16 protein-coding genes are annotated in these 15,290 nt (G+C 73.4%); 10 read left to right on the forward strand and 6 right to left on the reverse strand.

Annotation, left to right across the window (positions count from 1 at the left end; all coding sequences use genetic code 11):
- Positions 1-94: 94 nt before the first annotated feature.
- Positions 95-1,960: an ABC transporter ATP-binding protein gene (locus GGQ91_RS14160; protein WP_043353963.1), complete on the reverse strand. Its 1,866-nt coding sequence runs from the start codon at positions 1,958-1,960 to the stop codon at positions 95-97.
- A gap of 389 nt (positions 1,961-2,349) precedes the next feature.
- On the opposite strand from GGQ91_RS14160, the gene GGQ91_RS14165 reads away from it, so the two are divergent.
- Positions 2,350-2,646, forward strand: coding sequence for a helix-hairpin-helix domain-containing protein (locus tag GGQ91_RS14165; protein ID WP_244538785.1), 297 nt, complete (start codon positions 2,350-2,352; stop codon positions 2,644-2,646).
- A gap of 228 nt (positions 2,647-2,874) precedes the next feature.
- Here the strand turns inward: GGQ91_RS14165 and trpB are convergent, their stop codons facing one another.
- On the reverse strand, positions 2,875-4,116 hold the full coding sequence (trpB, locus tag GGQ91_RS14170; RefSeq protein WP_043353967.1) for a tryptophan synthase subunit beta: 1,242 nt from the start codon (positions 4,114-4,116) through the stop codon (positions 2,875-2,877).
- A 142-nt stretch (positions 4,117-4,258) separates the two neighbouring features.
- On the opposite strand from trpB, the gene msrA reads away from it, so the two are divergent.
- Complete coding sequence (msrA, locus tag GGQ91_RS14175; protein WP_182592237.1) at positions 4,259-4,975, forward strand: peptide-methionine (S)-S-oxide reductase MsrA; 717 nt, start codon at positions 4,259-4,261, stop codon at positions 4,973-4,975.
- Between the two features lie 22 nt (positions 4,976-4,997).
- Here the strand turns inward: msrA and GGQ91_RS14180 are convergent, their stop codons facing one another.
- Complete coding sequence (locus GGQ91_RS14180; protein ID WP_182592238.1) at positions 4,998-5,942, reverse strand: prephenate/arogenate dehydrogenase family protein; 945 nt, start codon at positions 5,940-5,942, stop codon at positions 4,998-5,000.
- Positions 5,935-7,062, reverse strand: a complete 1,128-nt coding sequence (locus tag GGQ91_RS14185) for a pyridoxal phosphate-dependent aminotransferase (RefSeq protein ID WP_043383046.1) — start codon at positions 7,060-7,062, stop codon at positions 5,935-5,937. Before GGQ91_RS14185 ends, GGQ91_RS14180 begins: the two co-directional genes overlap by 8 nt.
- A gap of 478 nt (positions 7,063-7,540) precedes the next feature.
- On the opposite strand from GGQ91_RS14185, the gene GGQ91_RS14190 reads away from it, so the two are divergent.
- The 8 genes from GGQ91_RS14190 to cysC all read left to right on the forward strand — a co-directional run bounded on the left by GGQ91_RS14190 (position 7,541) and on the right by cysC (position 13,141).
- Positions 7,541-7,837: a hypothetical protein gene (locus tag GGQ91_RS14190; protein WP_043355896.1), complete on the forward strand. Its 297-nt coding sequence runs from the start codon at positions 7,541-7,543 to the stop codon at positions 7,835-7,837.
- A 158-nt stretch (positions 7,838-7,995) separates the two neighbouring features.
- Positions 7,996-8,163 carry a hypothetical protein gene (locus tag GGQ91_RS14195; protein ID WP_164706390.1) on the forward strand — a complete coding sequence of 56 codons (168 nt, stop codon included), beginning with the start codon at positions 7,996-7,998 and terminating at the stop codon, positions 8,161-8,163.
- An 82-nt stretch (positions 8,164-8,245) separates the two neighbouring features.
- A complete protein-coding gene (locus GGQ91_RS14200) occupies positions 8,246-8,425 on the forward strand; it encodes a hypothetical protein (protein WP_043355901.1) in 180 nt (59 codons plus the stop codon).
- A gap of 125 nt (positions 8,426-8,550) precedes the next feature.
- Entirely contained in the window at positions 8,551-8,712 is a 162-nt protein-coding gene (locus GGQ91_RS14205) for a hypothetical protein (protein ID WP_182592239.1), read from the forward strand.
- 157 nt (positions 8,713-8,869) lie between these two features.
- The gene (metX, locus tag GGQ91_RS14210; protein ID WP_043355903.1) at positions 8,870-10,075 is read left to right on the forward strand and encodes a homoserine O-acetyltransferase MetX; all 1,206 of its coding nucleotides are present in this window, start codon (positions 8,870-8,872) and stop codon (positions 10,073-10,075) included.
- Between the two features lie 113 nt (positions 10,076-10,188).
- Positions 10,189-10,887: a methionine biosynthesis protein MetW gene (gene metW / locus GGQ91_RS14215; RefSeq protein ID WP_043355923.1), complete on the forward strand. Its 699-nt coding sequence runs from the start codon at positions 10,189-10,191 to the stop codon at positions 10,885-10,887.
- A gap of 402 nt (positions 10,888-11,289) precedes the next feature.
- A complete protein-coding gene (locus tag GGQ91_RS14220) occupies positions 11,290-12,411 on the forward strand; it encodes a hypothetical protein (RefSeq protein ID WP_043383043.1) in 1,122 nt (373 codons plus the stop codon).
- An 82-nt stretch (positions 12,412-12,493) separates the two neighbouring features.
- On the forward strand, positions 12,494-13,141 hold the full coding sequence (gene cysC, locus GGQ91_RS14225; RefSeq protein ID WP_043383157.1) for an adenylyl-sulfate kinase: 648 nt from the start codon (positions 12,494-12,496) through the stop codon (positions 13,139-13,141).
- Between the two features lie 138 nt (positions 13,142-13,279).
- Here the strand turns inward: cysC and GGQ91_RS14230 are convergent, their stop codons facing one another.
- Together GGQ91_RS14230 and GGQ91_RS14235 are read right to left on the reverse strand one after the other, a co-directional pair.
- The gene (locus GGQ91_RS14230; RefSeq protein WP_043757087.1) at positions 13,280-14,623 is read right to left on the reverse strand and encodes a sensor histidine kinase; all 1,344 of its coding nucleotides are present in this window, start codon (positions 14,621-14,623) and stop codon (positions 13,280-13,282) included.
- A complete protein-coding gene (locus GGQ91_RS14235; protein WP_043355909.1) occupies positions 14,620-15,288 on the reverse strand; it encodes a response regulator transcription factor in 669 nt (222 codons plus the stop codon). The genes GGQ91_RS14230 and GGQ91_RS14235 overlap by 4 nt, the downstream gene beginning before the upstream one ends.
- Positions 15,289-15,290: the final 2 nt, after the last annotated feature.

Consider the following 15,290-nt stretch of genomic DNA (forward strand, 5'->3'; position numbering starts at 1 on the left):
CGGTCCGCCGCAGATAGCAGGCTCAGGGAATCGGGCAATGCTTGGGCCGGGCCGCGGGGGCGTCCCGAGGGCCTCGCCCCCGCTTCCGGCTCCCCTACCGGTAGCCCTCAGCCTGCAGGGTGAACAGCTCGGCGTAGCGGCCGCGCCGCTCCATCAGGGCGGCGTGGCCGCCCTCCTCCAGGACCCGGCCGCCCTCCAGGACGAGGATGCGGTCGGCCATGCGCACGGTGGAGAAGCGGTGCGAGATCAGCACCGCCGTCCGCCCGGCCGACAATTCCCGGAACCGCGCGAAGACGTCGTGCTCGGCCCTCGCGTCGAGGGCCGCGGTCGGCTCGTCCAGGATCAGGATCTCGGCCTCGCGCATGTAGGCCCGGGACAGCGCGACCTTCTGCCACTCGCCCCCGGAGAGGTCGAGGCCGCCGGCGAAGCGCTTGCCCAGGGGCTGGGCGTAGCCCTCGGGCAGGCGCTCGATCACCGGCGCCGCCAGCCCCCGGGCCGCCGCGGCCGCGATGCGCTCCGCGTCCCCGGCGGCCTCGATCCGGCCGACCGCGACGTTCTCGCCCGCCGTGAGGTCGAAGCGGACGAAGTCCTGGAAGATCGCCCCGATCCGCGCCCGCAGCTCGTCGAGGTCGTACGCGGTGAGCGGCACCCCGTCGAGGAGCACCCGGCCCTCGTGCGGGTCGTAGAGCCGGGTCATCAGCTTGACGATCGTGGTCTTGCCGGCGCCGTTGCCGCCGACCAGCGCCACCGTCTCCCCGGCGCGGATCGCGAAGGAGAGGTGGCGCAGCGCCCAGGCCTGCGTGCCCGGATAGCGGTAGCCGACATCCTCGAAGACCAGCCCCTCCCGGATCGGGCGCGGCACCGGCACGGCCTGCACGGGCGAGCGGATCTGCGGGCGGATCGCGAAGAAGGAGTAGAAGTCGTCGAGGTACTGCGCCTGGCCGGTGATCTGGGTCAGCCCGAGGAGCAGTCCCTCCAGGCCGCCGCGCAGGCGCTGGAAGGCGCCGGCCAGGAAGGCGAGATCGCCCACCGAGAAGGTGCCCGCCACCGTCCGCCAGACGATCACCGCGTAGGCGGCGTAGTAGGCGAGCGTCCCGAGGCTCGCGAAGGCGAAGCCCCAGCCGGCCCGGGCGACGGCGAGGCTGCGGTTCTCGGCGAGCAGCCGGCGCGCCGCCGTCCCGTAGAGGCCGGTCAGGTAGTCCGAGAGGCCGAAGAGCTTGATCTCCTTGGCGGTCTCGACGCTGGCGCCGAGGTAGCGCAGGTAGTCGATCCGGCGGCGCTCCGGGCTGCGGATCCAGGCGAGGCGGTAGCCGGCCTTGGTGAAATGCCACTCGTTGAGGACCGCCGGGACCAGGGCGGCGGCGATCAGCACCACGAGCCAGGGCGTGAAGGCCGCGACGCCGATCGCCAGGGTCGCGAGGGTCAGGAGCCCCTGCAACTGGCCGAACACCGTCCCGATGAGCCCGGTGCGGCCGCTGACCTGCCGGCGCGCCCGCTCCAGCCGGTCCTGCTGGGCGCTGTCCTCGAACTGCGCGAGATCGAGGGCGGCGGCGTGCGCCATCAGCCGCAGGGAGGCGGCGTTGGCGTAGAGGTCGCCGATCAGGGTCTCGGTGAGGTTCGCGAGACGGCCGGTGAGGTCCGAGACCAGGGCGAGGCCGAATTCGGCCGCCACCAGCCCGGCGAGCCGGGCCCGGCCGGGATCGGCCAGCCAGTCCGCCAGCCCCGCCCCTGGCGCCGGCCGGGCATGCTCGGCCACGATCCCGTCGAGGATCAGCTTGGCGAGATACAGCATCAGGACCGGCAGGCAGGCCGCCACGAGGCGCAGCGACAGGCTCGCCGCGAGCAGGCGCGGGCTGGCGGCGGCGATCTCCCGGAACAGGGTCGGCAGGTAGCGCAGGGCGCCCAGGCGCTCCCCGAGCCGCTCGCCTAGGCGTGCGCCGAGCCTCGTCCGCGCGCTCATCCCCTGGGGATTGCTCACCGGATTTCGGACGTGGATTGGACGACGCGCAAAGACAGCATTAACTGTAGATGCATATAGTTTTAATCCTCGTCGAGTGGTGCGTGCTCAGCGGTCCTGCAATCCTCAGAATTTCGGTCCTCCTCATCATTGCCGGCATACTCGCGGCGGTGGTGCAGGTCCTGTTGCCGGGCCCGGCGCCCGGACCGGTATCCCCGCCTGCGCCCTCGGCACCGGCGGTTCCCGAACCCTCGACGGCCCCGCCGCCCGCGCCGGCACCCGCCCCGTCCGCCCCGTCCGCGGCGGTCGAGCCCGCGCCTTCGCAGCCCGCGCCTGCGCAGCCCGGCAAGGCCCCGGCGCCCGCCGCGCCGTTACAGATGCCGTCCGACGCGATGGCGGTTCCCGCCGACCCTCCGGCCCCGCAGGCGGCGCCTCAACCGCAGGGCGAGGACGCGGCCGGTCAGGCCGAGGTCGAGCGGGCGGAGGACAGCGCCGGGCCCCGGGCCCTGGCCGTGGTCGATCTCAACACGGCCTCCGTGGCGGATCTCAACCGCCTGCGTGGCGGCGGCGCCATCGGCCGGGCGATCGTTGCCAAGCGGCCCTACACCGCGGTGGAGCAGCTGCTGTCGAAGCGGGTGCTCAGCCGGTCGGTCTACGAGAAGATCAAGGATCAGGTGACGGTGCGGTGAGGCGGCCGCGGCCGGCCCGGTGTCACGTGGTGTCGTCCGGGCTCGCCCCTGTCCCGGGCGCGTGCGACGCCAGCGGATGGCGGCCCGGGATCCCGCGCCGGACGTCGCGAAGCGTCCGCCCGAAACGCGCAGGCCCGTTCCGCCGCGCTTCGTCTGCCGGATCCCGGATCGCCGTCCACGGCGTTCCGGGCGTCCGGGAAGAGGGGTGCGTCCCGGGGGCGCCGGCCCTCAGAGCGTCGTCCCGAAGATCTCCGCCACCTGCGGGATGTCCTTGTCGCCGCGACCGCAGAGATTGATCACCATCAGGTGTTCGGCCGGGCGCTGCGGCGCCAGTTCCAGAACCTTGGACAGGGCGTGGGCCGGCTCAAGGGCCGGGATGATGCCCTCCAGCATCGAGCAGAGCTTGAACGCCTCGAGGGCTTCGGTGTCCGTCGCCGAGATGTAGGTGACGCGACCCGTCTCGTGCAGCCACGCGTGCTCGGGCCCGATGCCGGGATAGTCCAGCCCGGCCGAGATCGAGTGCGCGTCGGCGATCTGTCCGTCCGCGTCCATCAGCAGGTAGGTGCGGTTGCCGTGCAGCACGCCCGGCTTGCCGCCGGTGAGCGAGGCCGCGTGCAGGCCGGAATGAACCCCGTGGCCGGCCGCCTCGACCCCGAAGATCTCGACCTCGCGGTCGTCCAGGAACGGGTGGAACAGGCCCATGGCGTTGGAGCCGCCGCCGATGCAGGCGACCAGCGAATCCGGGAGGCGGCCCTCCTGGGCGATCATCTGCTCCCGGGTCTCACGCCCGATCACCGACTGGAAGTCGCGCACCATGGCCGGATAGGGGTGCGGCCCGGCGACGGTCCCGATGCAGTAGAACGTGTCGGCGACGTTGGTGACCCAGTCGCGCAGGGCCTCGTTCATGGCATCCTTGAGGGTCCGGGTGCCGGATTCCACCGGGATCACCTCGGCACCGAGCATCTTCATGCGGAAGACGTTGGGCGCCTGCCGGGCGACGTCGACCGCGCCCATGTAGACGACGCACTTGAGGCCGAAGCGCGCGCAGAGCGTCGCGGTGGCGACGCCGTGCTGGCCCGCGCCGGTCTCGGCGATGATCCGCGGCTTGCCCATGCGCCGGGCCAGCAGGATCTGGCCCAGCACGTTGTTCACCTTGTGGGAGCCGGTATGGTTCAGCTCCTCACGCTTGAAATAGACCTTGGCCCCCTGCCCGGCCGGAGCCTTGGCGCGCAGGTGCTCGGTCAGCCGCTCGGCATAGTAGAGCGGGCTCGGCCGGCCGATATAGTGGGTGCCGTAGCTCGCCATGTCGGCCGCGAAGGCCGGATCGACCTTGGCGGCCTCGTAGGCGGCTTCCAGCTCCAGGATCAGCGGCATCAGCGTCTCGGCGACGAAACGGCCGCCGAAGATGCCGAAGCGGCCGCGCTCGTCGGGACCGGTGCGGAAGGAGTTGGGCTCGGGGGCGATGGTCACGGGACGGGTCCTGCGGTCGCTGGGGTCGATCTGTTGCGGGTGCGTAGACCCATGCGGGCGCGGCTGCAATGCGGCGTCCCGCCCGCGTAACCGGTTCGGGCCACGGGGCGAACACCCTGTTGGTTTCCGGCAGGAGGATAGAATGGCACATCGCGATCGAATCCGCACGCTCCTCGGGGCCGCCCTCGGGCTCGGACTCGCAGGGGCCGTCCTGCTCCCCCGGCTTCCGGCCTTCGCCGAGGAAGCGCCCCGGCGCCTGCCGGAGGCCGCGACCCGCTCCGCCGAGCCGCCGGGGCCGCGCGTCGCGGTGTTCGCCGGCGGCTGCTTCTGGGGCGTGCAGGGGGTGTTCCAGCACCTGCGCGGCGTGAGCAATGCGGTGTCGGGCTATGCCGGCGGCACCCGTGCGGAGGCCGATTACCGGACGGTGAGCGGCGGCGGGACCGGCCATGCGGAGGCGGTCTCGGTCACCTACGACCCGGCCGCGATCCGCTACGACGAGCTCCTGCGGATCTTCTTCTCGGTGGCCCTCGACCCGACCCAGGTGGATCGCCAGGGGCCCGATACCGGGCACCAGTACCGCTCGGCCCTGTTCCCGCAGGATGCCGAGCAGGCGCGGGTGGCGAAGGCCTACATCGCCCAGCTCGACGCGGCCAAGGCCTATGCGCGGCCGGTCGCCACCCGGATCGAGCCGGCGGCCGCGTTCTACCCGGCCGAGGGTTACCACCAGGACTTCATGGCCCTGCATCCCGACCACCCGTACATCGCCGCCTACGATGCGCCGAAGCTGGAGGCGCTGCGCAGCCTGTTCCCGGAGCGGACGGCGGCGCAGCCGGTTCTGGTCAACCGCCCGCCGGCCTGAGCGGGCGGCCCGGCGCGGTCCGCTATTCCTCCGGTGGCCGCGGCCGGCCGAAATCCGGGGCTGCGGTCTCCTGGCCCTGCGCCACGATGCTGCGCCGGATCGCCCGGGTGCGGGTGAACATCGCGTGGAGCGCGTCGCCGTCACCCCAGCGCACCGCCTTGGCGAGCGCCGACAGGTCCTCGTTGAACCGTCCGAGCATCTCCAGCACCGCCTCGCGGTTGTTGAGGAAGATGTCCCGCCACATGGTCGGGTCGGAGGCGGCGATGCGGGTGAAGTCGCGGAATCCGCTGGCCGAGAACTTGATCACCTCGGACTGCGTCGCCGATTCGAGGTCCGCGGCGGTGCCGACGATGTTGTAGGCGATCAGGTGCGGCAGGTGGCTGGTGATCGCCAGCACGTGGTCGTGGTGCTCGGCGCTCATCGTCTCGACATTGGCGCCCATCCCCGCCCACAGGGCGCGGACGGTCTCGACCGCCGCCGGATCGGTGCCCTCGGGCGGGGTCAGGATGCACCAGCGGCCCTGGAACAGGGTCGCGAAGCCCGCATCCGGCCCCGAGAACTCGGTTCCGGCGATCGGGTGGCCGGGGACCAGGGCGACGCCCTCGGGCAGGTGCGGCCGGATCGCCGCCACCACGGCGCCCTTCACCGAGCCGACATCCGACACGATCGCGCCGGCTTTCAGATGCGGCATCATCTCGGCCGCCGCGGCGCCGATGGCGCCCACCGGCACGCACAGGATCACGAGGTCGGTGTCGGCCGCGCCCTCCGCCGGGTCGCCCGTGACCGCGTCGGCGATGCCGAGTCCGCGCACCCGGTCGCGCACGGCCTCGTCCCGGTCGACGGCCACGATGGTGCGGGCGAGCCCGTAGCGGCGCGCCGCCCGGGCGATCGAGGATCCGATCAGCCCGAGGCCGACGATGGCGAGACGGTCGACGGCGGGCCTCTCGGCCTTGAGCGCCTCAGGCATGGGTGCTCCCCTGGGCGCCACGCACGAAGTCGCCGAGCGCCGCCAGGAAGGCCGTGTTCGCCTCGGCGCCGGCCACCGTCACCCGCAGGGCGTTGGGCAGGCCGTAGGCGGTGACCCGGCGGGTGATGAGGCCGCGCTCGGTCAGGAACGCGTCGGCATCCGCCGCCGAGCGGCCGGGCGCGTCGGGGAAGTGGATCAGCAGGAAGTTCGCGACGCTCGGCGTGACCGTGAGGCCGAGCGCCCGGGCGCCCTCGGTGAGCTTCGGCAGCCACTCGGCGTTGTGGGCGGCGGCGGCGGCCATGTGCGCCTCGTCGGCGATGGCGGCCGAGCCCGCGGCGATCGCCGGCCCCGAGACGTTGAACGGCCCCCGGATCCGGTTGACCGCGTCCGCCACGTGCGACGGCGCGACCATCCAGCCGATCCGCACGGCGGCCAGCCCGTGGATCTTCGAGAAGGTGCGGGTCATCACCACGTTCTCGGCTTCGAGCGCGAGTTCGAGCCCGGCCGAGTAGTCGTTCGCCCGGACGTATTCGGCATAGGCGCCGTCGATCACCAGCAGCACGTGCGGCGGCAGGCCGGCGTGGAGGCGGCGGATCTCGTCGAAGGGCAGGTAGGTGCCGGTCGGGTTGTTGGGGTTCGTGACGTAGACGATCCGCGTCCGGTCCGTGACCCGGGCCAGGATCGCGTCGACGTCCACGGTGAGGTCGCGCTCGGGCGCCACCACCGGCTCGCCCCCCGAGGCCAGGATGGCGATCCGGTACACGAGGAAGCCGTGCTCCGAGTAGATACCCTCGGTGCCCGGCCCGGCATACGCGTAGGCCAGCAGCGAGAGCAGCTCGTCCGATCCCGCCCCGCAGACGATCCGCTCGGGATCGAGCCCGTAGCGCCTGGCGATGGCGGTGCGCAGCGCCGTGGCGCGCCCGTCCGGGTAGGTCTCGAGCTTGGCGGTCGCCGCGTGGAGGGCGGCGAGCGCCGCGGGGCTCGCGCCGAGGGGCGTCTCGTTGGAGGAGAGCTTGTAGACCGTGCCGCCGCCGGGCCGCCCGCTCTTGCCGGGCACGTAGGTGTCGATCGCCAGGACGCCGGGGCGCGGTTCCGGACGGGCGGGGCGGAGGGCGGACATTGCGGTGCGACTCGGGATGCGCGGGGTTCGGTCGGTTCCGCGTCCGTCTACAGCATTTCCTTTGCCGGTGAACCCGGGCCCGCTTCAGGGGCGCCGGTCCCGGTGAGCGCCCGGATATCCTGAGGCGCAATCACGCAGCCCGGGGCGCCACGCCGGTCGCGCGCCGCCTCGATCCGATCCCGGCGGGACTCGTGATCCGGGTTCGAGGCTGCACGCCGCGGCGAGGGAAGGCGCGTGGCGTGGCCATTGGTCATGGGATGCGCCGGTCCCGCCGCGTCCGGCAGACCGAGTTCCGCAGGCCGGGGCCACCCGATCCGAGCCCTGTCCCGACCCGGGCGCTCCCGACCGCGCCGACGATTCGAGACGGACCCGATCCGGGATGGATCGGACGGCGCTGCGGCGTCTTGTACGCCCGCACGAAGTCATGGCTCAATGCCGGCGCTCCGCCGGCAGGCGCCCCATGCGAAGGACCCCATTCATGCCCCTCGAACGATACCTGGACGGCGGCGCCCACATCCTCCCCGCCGACGACACGCTGATCCGCTTCGGCATGACCAACGGCCAGCGGGTGATCGCGGTCGAGGTCCCGATCCCCGTGCTGCGTCAGCAATTCGGCGGCGGGGCCGACCTCGCGCCCCTGGAGCTGTTCGCCCGCAACCAGGCGGTGATCGAGGCCGCGGCGAGCCAGGCCTACGACCGGACCGAGACCCCGAACGATCTCCTGGATCTGGGGCCCGAGGATTTCGACACCCGGCCCGCCTCGGCCAAGCTCTGAACGGCAAGCTCTGACGGGCTCGATCCATCCGGGCGCGCCGCGGCAAATCGGCGACGCGCAAATGCCGCGGGGCACTCGCCACGTTTCGGCCTGTTGAACCCGGAGAACGGGGGCGCGTCGGGCGTGCCGCGCCCTGCATGCGCCTGGATGGATCGACGATGCCCGGTGACCTGATCCCCTGCAGCCTGTTCCTGATCGGGATCCTCGTTTCGCTCGCCGCGGATTGTCGCCTGCGCCGTGTCGAGCCGGCGCCCTGGGCCAACGGCTGCATCACGGCCGCCGGGGCCGCCCTGGTCTTCGCGGCCTGCGCGGCTGCGATGCGCTGAGGAACCGCCAGCCCCAGGACGCACTTTCCCACCGGCAATCAGGCGCCGCGCCAGGACGTGCGGCCGGCTGGGCGAGGGATTCATGGTTTCGATGCAGGCCCTGATCGGCTGCGGTCTCGTTCTCACCGGGATATTGATCGAAAGTGCTGCGAGCCGTCACTGGCGGGCGGGCGTCGGCGCGGATCGGCTGGATGCCCGCGCCGCCCTCGCCCTCGGCCTTCCGGCCCTGGGACTGGCCGTGATGGCCGCGCCGCTCGCGTGAGCGGCATCCCCTGCGGCGGCACGGCCCCGTTCCCGGGATCCTGCGTGTCCGGGCGCACCGTCGCGGCCGCCTGCCCGCCGTAGACCTGCGCCATCGCGACGACAGCGCGCGATGGAGGTGTCGAGATGAGCGTCGTTCTCAACTTCGTCCTGGACGGTGCGGCCGGCTTGGTCGAACCCGCATGGCTGCGCGCGCAACGCGCCGTGACCGGCGCCTCGGCGACCGAGATCCGGACGCGCGCGTCCGGTTGGACATCCGGCGTCCCCGACGGGCAAGACCCCGCCTGAGTAACCCGGCGGCGGCCGCCGGCCTGTGCGCGTTGACGCTCGGGCCCCCGCGCATTACCTCCGCAGGGCTGGCCGCGTCGGGCGAGTGCGGCGCGTCTGGCGGCACGATGCTCTCCCGGTTCGGATCCGAACGGATACACGGTCGTCGCGACCCGCCATGGACACCCAACCGGACACGGCCCTGAGGCCGGACCCGATCGACGAGCCGGCACGGCGCGCGTCCGAGCGCTCGCAGGCGCTCGACCCGAAGAGCCCGGTGGCGCGGTTTTCCGCGGACACGCCGCTGCTCACCGATGCGGGCATCGAACTCGCCCCGTTCCAGATCGCCTACCAGACCGCCGGCACCCTCAACGCCGCGCGCTCGAACGCGGTCCTCATCTGCCACGCGCTCACCGGCGACCAGTATTTCGCCCACACCCACCCGGTGACCGGCAAGCCCGGCTGGTGGGAGACCCTGGTCGGCCCCGGCAAGCCGATCGACACGGACCGCTACTTCGTCGTCTGCTCGAACGTCATCGGCTCCTGCATGGGCTCCACCGGGCCGGCCTCGATCGACCCGGCGACGGGGCGGCCCTACGGGCTGAACTTCCCGCTGGTCACGATCCGCGACATGGTCCGCGCCCAACTGATGCTGCTGGAGCACCTGGGCATCCACGACCTCTTCCTGTGCATCGGCGGCTCGATGGGGGGGATGCAGGTGCTGCAATGGGCGGCCCTCTATCCCGAGCGCGTCTTCGCCGCGATGCCGATCGCCACGGGCCCCCGCCATTCGGCGCAGAACATCGCCTTCCACGAGGTCGGCCGGCAGGCGATCATGGCCGATCCGGCCTGGGCGGACGGGCGCTACCTCGAGGCGGGCACGCGGCCCGCCAAGGGCTTGGGCGTCGCCCGGATGGGCGCGCACATCACCTATCTCTCCGAGCCGGCGTTGCATCGCAAGTTCGGCCGCCGGTTCCAGGGCGGATCGGCGCCGACCTTCTCGTTCAACGCCGACTTCCAGATCGAGAGCTATCTGCGTCACCAGGGCCTGAGCTTCGTCGAGCGGTTCGACGCCAACGCCTACCTCTACCTGACCCGGGCGATGGACTATTTCGACCTCGCCGAGGACCATGGCGGCGTGCTCGCCAACGCCTTCCGGGGGACGAAGACGCGCTTCTGCGTGATCTCCTTCACGTCGGACTGGCTGTTCCCGACCCGCGATTCCCGGGCGATCGTCCATGCGCTGAACGCCGCCGCGGCGCCGGTCGCCTTCGTGGAGGTCGAGAGCGACAAGGGCCACGACGCCTTCCTGCTCGACGAGCCGGCGATGTTCTCGGCCGCCCGCGGCTTCATCGACGCCGCCGCCCGGGCGCGCGGCCTGTGAGCGGCGGGTCCGGCAAGATGATGTTCGGCAAGCTGCCCCTGCGCAAGCACGCTCTGGGCAAGCACGCCCTGGGCAAGCACGCCCTGGGCAAGCACGCCCTGGGCAAGCATTCCATGGGCAAGCATTCCCTCGGACAGGCCCCGCACGGCGCGCCCTGGGAGAGCGCGGACGCCCTCCCCCATGCCGGCGAGGGCAACGGCGCCCGGGTCGACCATATCGTCGTGCTCGGCCTCGTGCCGGCGGGCGCCCGGGTCCTCGACATCGGCTGCGGCGACGGCTCGCTGCTGGCGCTGCTGCGCGACCGCCGGGGCATCGACGGGCGCGGGATCGAATTGTCCCGCGAGGGCGTGAATGCGTGCCTCGCCCGGGGCCTGTCGGTGATCCAGGGCGATGCCGACACCGACCTCGCCAACTACCCGGACGGCGCCTTCGACGTGGTGGTCCTGTCCCAGACCATCCAGGCGACCCGCAACCCCCGGGTGGTGCTGGAGCACCTGCTGCGCATCGGCCGGCAGGTGATCATCTCGTTCCCGAATTTCGGGCACTGGCGCGTGCGGTCCGAACTCGCCTTCCGCGGGCGCATGCCGGTCACCGAGATCATGCCGGACGCGTGGTGGGAGACCCCCAACATCCACCATTGCACGATCCGCGACTTCGTCGGCCTGTGCCGCCTGATCGGCGCCCGGATCGAGCACGCGACGGCGCTCGACGCCCGCGGCAGGCCGATGCGGTTCTCCATGCCCTGGTGGGTCTGGAACCTGTTCGGCGCGCAGGGCGTGTTCCTGCTCCGCCGCGAGGACGCCGGAAGCTAGCGCGCGAACGCGGCGCCGCCTCGGCGCCGCGCCCTGCAGGGGCCCTGGATCACCGTCCGCCGCGTTCCGAGGCGCCGGGATCGGGCCTCGCGTCCCCAGCCCCCCCCCTGTCCCGCACGGAGGCTGCGCCGCGCCTCCCGCCGCGCCTCCCTCCGCGCCTCCCTCGGAGGGGCCGGCATGCGCGCCCTGCCCGACGCGCTTTGCCCGACGCGCGTTGCCCGATCCGAAATAGAGCAGAAACGGAGCTTGGCTATTTCTGGTCGCGTTCCCGTGATCGGACCGTGATTACGGATTCGTTTGGCGTTTTCCCGAGACGTGCGCGTCCACGAGGGGTCGTGGACTGTGTCCGGCTGTGCGGAAGACTTGCCGCAATCACGAAATCCAGCAGGGTCGACAGGACACGTGCGCCGCGCGATCGTTCACATCGGGATGCCGCGAACCGGCTCCACCGCGTTTCAGGAGGTGCTGGCCCGCCTGCGCCCCCGCCTCGCCTCGGTCGGGATCTGTTACCCGAACCTCGCCCCGCCGGGCGCCCCCGGCAGCGACGACGTCAATCACTACCGGCTCGGCCAAGCGCTGGACCGCCGCCGCGGCGCCGCGGAGCGCCGCGAGGCCCTCGCGCGGCTCGACGCGATCCTCGCCACCACGCCGGCCGACACGGTCGTGCTCTCGTACGAGGATTTTTCCGTCCAGCGCCCGCTCTGGCGCGTGCCCGAGATCCTGTCCGACCTCTTCGCGCGCCGCGGCTTCGCCCTGGAGGCGGCGCTCGTGGTCAAGCCGCAGGGTGAGCAGCTGGCCTCGGCCTATGCCCTGCGGGCTCAGGTCGTCGCCGAGGGCCGCACGTTCCGCGGCTTCCTGCGCTCCGAGGGCGCGTCCGGGCGCTACGACTACGCGGCCCGGCTCGAGCCCTGGCTGCGTGCCGCCGCAGGGCGCGTCACCGCCCTGCCGTACCGCGACCGCCGGTCCGACGCCCCGCTGCTGGCGCGGCTGGTCGACGGGCTCGGCCTGGGCGCGCGCCTCGCGCCGCTCCTCGGTCCCGCCGACCTGGAATACCGCACGAACCGGAGTTCCGGACCCGTCGCGGTCGAGGCGTCGCGCCGCCTGTACCGGCTCGGGGTCCACCGTCAGGTGACCGGGCATCCCCGCCTGCTCGGCCATGTCCTCGACGAGTGGGCCTGGGCGCGGGGGCTCGATGCCGAGCGGTTCCGCGGCGATGCGCCGGACGGTCTGGCCCGCGTCGCGGCGCGCTACGCGGCCGCAAACGCGCGCTTCGCCGCCGCCTGCTGGGGGCAGTCCTGGGACGCGGTCATCGATCCCGCCCCCGCGGCACCGCCGAACGAACTCGCCGCCGGGCCGATCGCGCCGGAGACGGAGGCGGCGGTCGATGCGCTGGTGCGGGCGGCGACGGCGCAGGCCGCCTTCCGGTCCCCGCCCGCGTGGTGGTGGCGGACGGCCCACATCCTGGAGGAATGCCAGGCGCGGCTCGGCGAGGCCGTCGGCTGCCCGGTCTGGCGCGTGCCCTGACGGCCCGCGCCGGCCCCCCGATCCCGTGTCGATGTCCAAAGACCGGCAGCCGCCTCCGCGCACGCTGCCCCAGGCGGTGGATATGTGCGTCTTGCAGAAGATCCCGACCGGCCTCCCTCCGGGCCCCGTGACCTGGCACCCCCTCCAGGCCCGGGAGGCGCGCTGGGCGCGCCTCGGCCAGGTCCCGGTGATCGCGTGGCTCACCGGCCTGTCGGGGGCCGGGAAGTCGACCCTCGCGGTCGAGGCCGACCGGATCCTCGTGGCGGGCGGCCGGCACAGCGCCGTCCTCGACGGCGACAACCTCCGCCACGGGCTGAACGCCGACCTCGCCTTCTCGCCGGAGGACCGCGCCGAGAACGTCCGGCGCACCGCCGAGGTGGCGCGGCTGATGGCCGAATCGGGCGCGGTGGTGATCGTCTCGCTGATCTCGCCCTACCGGGCCGACCGGGCGCTGGCCCGCCGGATCGCCGGCGACATCCCGTTCCTGGAGGTGTTCGTCGATACGCCGCTGGGCCTGTGCGAGGCCCGGGATCCGAAGGGCCTGTACCGGCTGGCCCGCGCCGGCCGCATCCCGGGCTTCACCGGCATCTCGGCGCCCTACGAGGCGCCGGAGCAGCCGGACCTGACGATCACCACGGAGGGCCGCAGCACGGACGCCTGCGCCCGCGCCTTGAGCGCGCGGCTGATGCGGCTGAGCCGGGCCGCCGAGGCGGCGAAGCCGCGGGGGTGAGCGGCGCGACCGGGATCATCCGACGCCGCTCGCGGCCTGTCGAGCGGCGGACGGGCCGACGATCCGAAACCGGGCGCGGGTCCCCTCTCCCGTGCGGGAGAGGGGGCAGGTCGCGCCCGCCAGCGGCTCCGGGTGTCCCTACGCGCCCGGCCAGCTCAGCTCCGCCCGCAGGCCCCCCATCTCCGAGCGCCCGAACTCGAGCTGGGCGCCCGCGGCCTCGGCGACGTCGCGGGCGATGGCGATGCCGAAGCCGGTGCCCGGCCGGCTCTCGTCCCAGCGCTGGCCGCGGCCGATGCCGGCGATCGCCGCCGGGCTCATGCCGGGGCCGTCATCCGCGACGGCGAGGCTCGGGCGGCCGGCGATCGTCCCGGTGACGCGGACCCGGCGGTGCGCCCATTTGCGGGCATTGTCGAGGAGGTTGCCCAGCACCTCCATCAGCTCGCCCTCCTCGCCCGGATAGGCGAGGGTCTCGGGCACCGCCACGTTCCATTCCAGGGAGTCGGCCTCCGGCAACCGGCGCAGGGTCGCGACCAGGCGCTCCGCCACCGGGGCGACCCGGCAGCTTCTCCGGCGCAGGTCGCCCGCGGCGGCGATCCGCGCCCGGGTCAGCGCCCGCTCCACCTGCCCGCCCATGGCCCGCGCCTGCTCGGCGATCTCGGCCGCCAGCGCCGGGTCGGCCGGCCCCGTCCGGCGCGCCAGGGCGTCCAGCACCGCCAGCGGGGTCTTGAGGCCGTGGGCCATGTCGGCGGCGGCGTCGCGGGCGCGGACCAGGGCCCGCTCCTGCGCGTCGAGCAGCCGGTTGAGGTCGGTGACCAGCGGCCGGACCTCGTCGGGGAACTGCTCCGGCAGCCGCGCCCGCCGCCCGGAATGGACCGCCAGGAGCTCCGCCTGCAGCACCCGGAACGGGCCGAGCGCCCGGCGCACGAACAGGCCCATCGCCAGCGTCAGGACGACGAACAGGGCGACGAGGGCCGGGACGAGCAGGCGCAGGAAGGTGGTCCGGCTCGCCGCGAGGCTGCGCCGGTCCTCCGCCACCGCGACCCGCAGCGCGGTCTCGGAGCCCTGCGCGCCGATCTGGACCGGCCGCACCACCGCGATGAGCCTTCCGCCATCGGGCCCGGTCGTGTCGAGGGTGGCGGGGGTCTGCGCACCCGCTCCGGCCCGGCCGAGGTCGAGGCTCTTGTCCCAGAGGGAGCGCGAGCGCAGCAGGTGCGATCCCGCCTCCACCTGCCAGTACAGGCCGCCATAGGGCGTGGCGAAGCGCGGGTCCGGCAGGTCCCGGGACAGCGTCGGCGCCCCGTCCGGCGCGAGGCCGACCCGCCCGGCGATGAGCTTGGCGGTCCGGTCCAGCTCCGCGACGGTGCGGGCGTCGAGCACCCGGTCGAGGATCACCGTGAGGCCGATCCCGGCGAGCACCAGCGCCAGGGCGATCAGGGCGGCCGCCGCGAGGCCGAGCCGGAGGCGGAGGGAGTCGCGCCTCACGATCCACCCGGTCCGGGGACCAGATAGCCGTGGCCCCGCCGGGTCTCGATCACCCCCGGCCCGAGCTTGCGGCGCAGGCGCGTCAGGAGCGCCTCCAGGGCGTTCGCCTCGCGCTCGGTCCCGACCCCGTGGAGGTGGTCGAGCAGCTCCCCCGCCGGCACGACCTGTCCCTGGCGGTGCAGCAGGAAGGCGAGGAGCCGGTATTCCAGGGCGGTCAGCTCCGTGGGCCGTCCGTCGACGCTGACCGCGCGGGTGCGGGTGTCGAGCTCCACCGCGCCGACGCGCAGCACCGGCGAGGCGTGGCCGGCGGTGCGCCGCAGGATCGCCCGGAGCCGCGCCACCAGCTCCTCCATCCGGAACGGCTTGACGAGGTAGTCGTCGGCGCCGGCGTCGATGCCCTCGACGCGCTCGCGCCAGCCGTCCCGGGCGGTGAGGATCAGGACCGGCAGGGCTACGTCGGCGGCGCGCAGGCGGCGCAGCACGCCGAGCCCGTCGAGCCGCGGCAGGCCGAGATCCAGCACCATGGCGTCGTAGGGCTCGGTCTCGGCGCGGAACCACGCCGCCTCGCCGTCCGCCACCACGTCGGCGACGTAGCCGGCCATCTCCAGCCCCTGCCGGATGTCGGCGGCGATGCGCGGCTCGTCCTCGACGATCAGGACGCGCACGG

Origin of the sequence: Methylobacterium fujisawaense, assembly GCF_014138435.1 — a bacterium.
Lineage (GTDB): Bacteria > Pseudomonadota > Alphaproteobacteria > Rhizobiales > Beijerinckiaceae > Methylobacterium > Methylobacterium fujisawaense.